This is a genomic window from Massilia sp. BKSP1R2A-1 (assembly GCF_050586525.1).
Classification (GTDB): Bacteria; Pseudomonadota; Gammaproteobacteria; order Burkholderiales; family Burkholderiaceae_D; genus Telluria.
On the sequence record NZ_JBOBRE010000028.1, the window covers coordinates 1 to 5,492 of the forward strand.

4 protein-coding genes are annotated in these 5,492 nt (G+C 65.6%); all 4 read left to right on the top strand.

From position 1 onward, the window contains the following. The coding region (locus tag ACQ7JA_RS24810; protein WP_430902372.1) for a hypothetical protein at positions 1-296 on the top strand (296 nt) is incomplete at its 5' end. Between the two features lie 75 nt (positions 297-371). Beyond that, positions 372-782 (top strand): DUF2061 domain-containing protein, encoded by a 411-nt coding sequence (locus tag ACQ7JA_RS24815; protein ID WP_430902373.1) that lies wholly within the window; start codon positions 372-374, stop codon positions 780-782. Positions 783-913: 131 nt separating this feature from the next. Further along, positions 914-3,832 carry a response regulator gene (locus ACQ7JA_RS24820; RefSeq protein ID WP_430902374.1) on the top strand — a complete coding sequence of 973 codons (2,919 nt, stop codon included), beginning with the start codon at positions 914-916 and terminating at the stop codon, positions 3,830-3,832. Positions 3,833-3,846: 14 nt separating this feature from the next. After that, the gene (locus ACQ7JA_RS24825; protein ID WP_430902375.1) at positions 3,847-5,427 is read left to right on the top strand and encodes a response regulator; all 1,581 of its coding nucleotides are present in this window, start codon (positions 3,847-3,849) and stop codon (positions 5,425-5,427) included. The last annotated feature ends 65 nt before the right edge of the window (positions 5,428-5,492 follow it).

Below are 5,492 nucleotides of genomic sequence, written 5' to 3' on the forward strand. Positions count from 1 at the left end.
CAAGCCAGCCGGCACCCTCATCAAACGCCCACACTTATCGACTGTTGATTGTTAAAGATCGTTGTTCTGCACTACCTTGCTGCGTTGTTGCGAAGCGTTGTGTTCGTCAGCAACAGAGAAGCGAGATTATGCGGTGTTTTGCGTTTATCGTCAAGCCCCTCTTTTCCTTCGCTGTCGCTGCTTTCAAAGCTGCGCCGGCGTCGGAGGAGCAAGACTATAACAAATCACAGGATAGTTCCGCAAGTGTCACTTTCCCGACGCTCGATAGCTTGGAGCTATTGAACTGTTCAATTTAATTTGCTTTAGACTATGAACGAGAATCGTTATCATTTGCTCCTACCACAGTAATAACGAAGCAAAGAGAGAACGTCATGGTCGTCGCAGCCAAGAAAACCAGCCAGGTAGTCGCCCACCTCGCGATCGCTTTTGTCATCACCTATGCGGTGACCGGCTCCATGCTGATCGGCGGCCTCGCACTCCTTATCGAACCGGTCATCAACGTGCTGCTGCTCCCCTTCCACGAAAAAGCCTGGTCTGCCATCCGCGCCAGGGCGCGCGGCGAGCGCGAGCGCTACATGCGGATCGCTGCGGAAAAGGTCAGCCAGACCGCCCTCCACATGATCGTGGCCTTTAGTGTCATGTACTTCGCCACCGGCTCGCTGGCCTTCGGCGGCATGGCGGCCGTGCTGGAGCCGATCTGCAACGTGATCCTGCTGCCGATCCACGACCACTTCTGGGAAAAGCTCGCGCTGCGCTTCGGCGGCGCCGCCCGCATGGCTTGATTCCGGAAGGACGCCCGCCGGGCGTTCTGTACAGATACGCAAGGCGCGCCCTGTTTCCAGTGTTACACTGTGCGCCTGGTGCTGGCGCCCCCCGTCAGTCGTTCCTCTTCCCGAACAATACGGCGCGATCAATGAGCAAGTCGGTGTGGCCTACCTGCGGCGGCGAAGCGGCAACCCTTGTTCGGACGAAGGACTGGAGCCAGACCTCGCTCGGCCCGCTCGACACCTGGCCGAACAGCCTGCGCGTCCTGACCGACGCCGTCCTGCGCGCGCCCGTCAGCATGGTGCTCGTCTGGGGCGAGGACCGCACCCTCATCTACAACGACGCCTATGCGCGCATCGCGGCCGACCGCCACCCGCAGGCCTTCGGCGGATCGGTGCGCGACGCCTGGCCCGAGGCCTGGGACTTCAACCGGGAAGTGTTCGACGCCTGCTTCGCCGGCGAGGAACGCGTCTTCCGCGACGCGCATTTCGTCCTCGCCCGCCACGGCGTCCCGCAGGATACCTGGTTCGACCTCTACTATTCCCCCGCTGCAGACGAGCATGGCCGGATTTGCGGCGCCCTGTCGACGGTCATCGATACCACTGCGCGGGTCACCGCCGAACGCGAGCGCGACCGGCAGGAGCAGCACCTCAAGCAGGCCAACGCCGACCTCGACGCCCTGCGCATCAGGCTCGAAGACCTCAACCAGCGCCTGGCGGCGGACATGGACTTCCTGAACACCCTGTTCCGCCAGGCGCCGAGCTTCATGGCCGTGCTGGTCGGTCCGGACCACGTCTACGAGCTCGCCAACGATTCCTATCTCAGGCTGGTGCAGCACCGGGATGTCATGGGCAAACCCGTGCGCGCGGCGCTGCCGGAGCTGGAAGGTCAAGGCATCTTCGAACTGCTGGACCGCGTCTACCGCGACGGCGAGCCCTTTCACGGCCAGAACGTCGACGTGCTGCTGGACAGCGGCGACGGCATCGCGACCGAGCGCCGCATCCTCGATTTCGTCTACCAGCCGCTCAAGCACGCCGATGGCCAGACCTACGCCATTTTCGTGGAAGGCATCGACGTCACCGACCATGCGCTGACCGAGGAGCGATTGCGGGTCGCGCAGGAAGCCGGAGAGATCGGCACTTTCGAGTGGTTCCCGAATACGGGCAAGATGGCGGTGTCGGATGCCTACCGCCGCATCTGGGGCTTCGCAACCGACACCGAGATCACCGCCGAGCTGCTGGTCGAGCACGTCCACCCCGAAGACCGGCACCTGTCCGGCCCGCGGCGCCTGGTCAACGACGACAATCCGATCGGCTACAACGAGTACCGCATCCGGCGCGCGGATACCGGCGAGATCCGCTGGATCGCACGCCGCGGCCAATCCATGCGCAGCACGGTGGCCGGCGAACGCCGCTACCTCGGCGTGGCCTTCGACATCACCGAACGCAAGCGGACCGAGGAAAACCTGCGGCAGGCCGAGACCGCGCTGCGCGAACTGAATCAGTCCCTGGAACGCAAGGTCGAGCAGGAAGAGGCGGGACGCTTCAAGGCCGAGGACGCTCTGCGGCAGGCCCACAAGATGGAAGCGGTCGGCCAGCTCGCGAGCGGCGTCGCCCACGACTTCAACAACGTTTTGCAGATCATCTCGAGCAACCTGCAGCTGATGGAACTCGACGGCATGGGCAGCCAGACAGCGGGACGCGTCGCCAGCGCCGTCGCTGCGGTCGAACGTGGCTCGAAACTGTCGTCGCAGCTGCTTGCCTTTGCACGCCGCCAGCCGCTGCAGCCGGTCGTGACCCACCTCGGCGAACTGATAGGCGGCATGGAGTCGCTGCTGCTGCGCGCCATGGGCGACCGCATCGCCGTCGAGATCCGCCAGAATGCCGGCCTGTGGAACGTCCAGGTCGACCGCAATCAGCTCGAGAACGCCATCCTGAACATGGCGATCAATGCGCGTGACGCCATGGACGGCAGCGGCAGCCTCACCATCGGACTGGCCAATGCGCCGAACGACGCGAGCCTGGGCGGTGACCACGTCTGCCTGTCGATCACCGACAGCGGCTGCGGCATGCCGCCGGAAATCCTCGACAAGATCTTCGACCCCTTCTACACGACCAAGGCGCCGGGCAAAGGCACGGGGCTCGGCATGAGCATGGTGTACGGCTTCGTCAAGCAAAGCGGCGGCGAGATCAAGGTGCGCAGCACGCCCGGCGAAGGCACGACGATTGCGATCTACCTGCCGCGCGCGGCGGGCCAGGTGCTGGAAGAGGCCGCGGCGGCCGACACCGCAATCCCGGGCGGCCATGAAACCATCCTGGTGGTCGACGACGACCCCGCCGTGATCGCCACCACCACCGAGATCCTCGCCGGGCTGGGCTACCAGGTGCTGCGGGCCGGGAATGGCCAGGAAGCGCTGGCCATCCTCGGAAGCGGTCTACCGGTCGACCTGCTGTTCACCGACATCTCGATGCCGGGCGCGGTCGATTGCGCGAGCCTGGTGCGCCAGTGCCGCAGTTTGTCGCCACGCACCGGCATCATGCTCGCTTCGGGCCAGCTGCCGGACTCCTCCTTCGATGAGGAACTCGACCTGCTGGCCAAGCCCTACAACCGCGAGCAGCTGGCACGCGCGGTACGCGCGCAACTCGGTGCGCCGGCGGGCCCCGTCACCGCGAGGGCGGCGGACCCGGTGCAGGCGCCCGAGCCGCATACCGGCCAGCGCATCCTGGTCGTGGAAGACGATCCCGACACGCGCGAGCTCGCGTGCGAGCTGCTGGCGGCACTCGGACATGCGGCCAGCGGCAGTTCCTCCGCCGAGCAGGCGCTGGCACTGCTGAAGGAGCACGACATCGACATCCTGTTCACCGACCTGAACCTGCCCGGCCTGTCCGGCATCGAGCTTGCCAACCGGGCCATGGCCTCGCAACCGACGCTGAAGGTGATCCTCGCCTCGGGCGACGGCCACAGCACGCGCATTCCACTGGCCAGCGGCATGGCGGTGCTGCCCAAACCCTATGACCTGCCGCAGCTCGAAATGAGCATCGCGCACGTCGCCACGACCTTGCACTGATCCGTATCCGCTTCATGACCATGCACACCACACCGAGCCGGATCCTGCTGATCGACGACCACCGCATCAACGCCGAGCTGGTCGCGGGCATGCTGGACCAGGAGCCGGACCTGATCCTGGAATACCTGCAGGAGCCGGGCGAAGCCGTGCAGGCGGCGCGCTCCTTCGCACCGAGCGTGATCATGGTCGACCTGCACATGCCGGTGTTCAGCGGCCTGGACGTGATCCGCACGCTGAAGGAAGCGCCGGACCTGGCGCAGATCCCGATCATCATGCTGTCGTCGAACGACAGCCCGCAGGTCAAGGCCTCCGGCTTTGCGGCTGGCGCAATGGACTACCTGGTCAAATGGCCGGACCGGATCGAACTCGCCGCGCGCCTGCGGGCGCATTCGCGCGCCTACCACGCGACGCTGGAGCGCGACCAGGCGATGCAGGCCCTGGCGGCGAGCCAGGCCGCGCTGCTCGAACGCACGCGCGAGCTGGCCGATACCCAGGCTTCGCTGCACGAAGCCGAGAAGATGGAAGCGATCGGGCAGCTCACCAGCGGGATCGCCCATGACTTCAACAATGTCCTGCAACTGATCACCGGCCATCTGCAACTGCTGCGCATGATGCACAAGCAGGACGAGAAGACAGTGCGCAGGGTGGAAGCGGCGTCGGAAGGCGTGCGGCGCGGCGCCGGCATCGCCGCCCAACTGCTCGCTTTCGCCCGTCGCCAGCCGCTGCAGCCAATGACGATTCCCGTCGACGCGCATCTGCGCAGCATGCAAGCTGTGATCGCGGACGTGCTCGCGGGCCGGCGCCTGAACATCGAGTCGACCGGCGACACCACGCTGGCGGCACTCGATCCGGTGCAGTTCGGGAAGAACGTGCTGCACCTGGTCCAGAATGCCGCCGACGCCATGGGCGAGGATGGGCAGCTGTCGATCACGGTCGACCGGGCGCCGCTGCCCGGCGTGGAGGGTGAAGCGGACCATGTGCGCGTGCGCCTGCGCGACACCGGCGCCGGCATGAGCGAAGAGGTGCAGCGGCGCGCCTTCGAACCCTTTTTCTCGACCAAGCCGGGTGGCCGGCGTACGGGCCTTGGCCTGAGCCTGGCCTTCGGTTTCGTCAAGCAGAGCGGCGGGCAGATCGAGCTGGCAAGCGAGAGCGGAGGCGGCACGACGGTCACGCTGTACTTCCCGGCCGTGCCGGCTGCGCAAGAAGTCTCGCCTGAGACAGGGGGCCGGGCCAGGTCGCGGACGGTGCTGGTCGTGGAAGACGAAGCGTCGGTGCGCGCTGTCTGCGTCGAGGTGCTGCGCAAGCAGGGACTGTATGTGCTCGAAGCGGCGGATGGAGAAACGGCGCTGGGCCTGATCCGCCAGGGGCTGCCGATCGACCTGGTGTTCACCGATATCGTCATGCCGGGCGCGGTGAAGGGGCAGGATCTGGCGCGGGCGACGGCCGAACACCTGCCGCGGGCGAAAGTCCTGTTCGCGTCGGGCTTCCCGGCGGGGATGAGTGATCAGGCCGAGCAAGTCCAGCGCACGCAGTTGCTGCACAAGCCGTATCGGCTCGACGAAATGACGCGCGTGGTGCAGGAACTGCTGGCGTAAATGATCGGGGCGATAGTGAAGATTCGCAATGCGAATCTGAAAGCAAAAAACCCCACCAGGATCAC